General features: G+C 51.3%; 2 protein-coding genes. One reads left to right on the top strand and one right to left on the bottom strand.

Features of this window, described 5'->3' with window-relative positions; all coding sequences use genetic code 11:
• Positions 1-450 (bottom strand): hypothetical protein (locus tag ACYVRA_RS07705; RefSeq protein ID WP_461252154.1); only part of this gene is annotated, 450 nt, incomplete at its 3' end.
• 27 nt (positions 451-477) lie between these two features.
• Between ACYVRA_RS07705 and ACYVRA_RS07710 the strand changes: the two genes are divergently transcribed.
• Positions 478-770 (top strand): hypothetical protein (locus ACYVRA_RS07710; protein WP_461252155.1); only part of this gene is annotated, 293 nt, incomplete at its 3' end.

Here is a 770-nt window from a genome sequence, read left to right on the forward strand (position 1 = left end):
ATACGAGGCGGCCGTCATCTTATTGGCGGTGGCGGTAATATTTATCTTAATGTTGTAACCCGTAGCCGTCTTGATTATGCTTCCCGTCAGGAAATGGCTCGTAGGCGCCAAGTGTCCGAGCGCTACGTCCATCTTCGCCGCCGCCTTGTCGTCGTACTCCTCGGCGATAAGTTTGACGTATATATCGTCTAAGCGCTCCCAGTCTAATATGGAAATAGCGGAGTAGTTTGAAAAACTGCTGACAAACCCGCCCTGCACAAGGGCCGGGATGTAGCTCTGCTCCTTGGCAAGCCCGGTCGACTGCGGGACGTATATGGTAAGGCTCATCCCCTTGCCGCCGTCGCCCGTGTAGTTTTGCGATTGCCCGTATATGGCGAACGCTGTCAGAATAACGGTCATAACCGCCATAGCAACCGTAACGGTACGGCGAGAATAGTTTTTACGAATCATTTTGCAACCTCCGCTAAGACTTTCAGTTTGTTGATAACAGGCGGCGGATTTGCCGCGCATAATAGTTATACTATCGTAAACGTCCCGCACCACCACTCGTTCTCTATCAATACAGACGATAGCTTGAACCCGAAACTTTCCGCCGCGCCGACGACCTCTTCCGACTCGTCAACCAATATCCCCGACCAAATCAATACGGAATCATTATTGATGACGCGGACACTCTGTCCCAACAGCGGGGCTGATTCTGTCTCTTATAAACATCTAGATGTGTATAAGAGACAGGTGCTAACATACTCCGCGCCCTTCATCCGCCCCTC

Source organism: Treponema sp. R8-4-B8, from assembly GCF_054786175.1.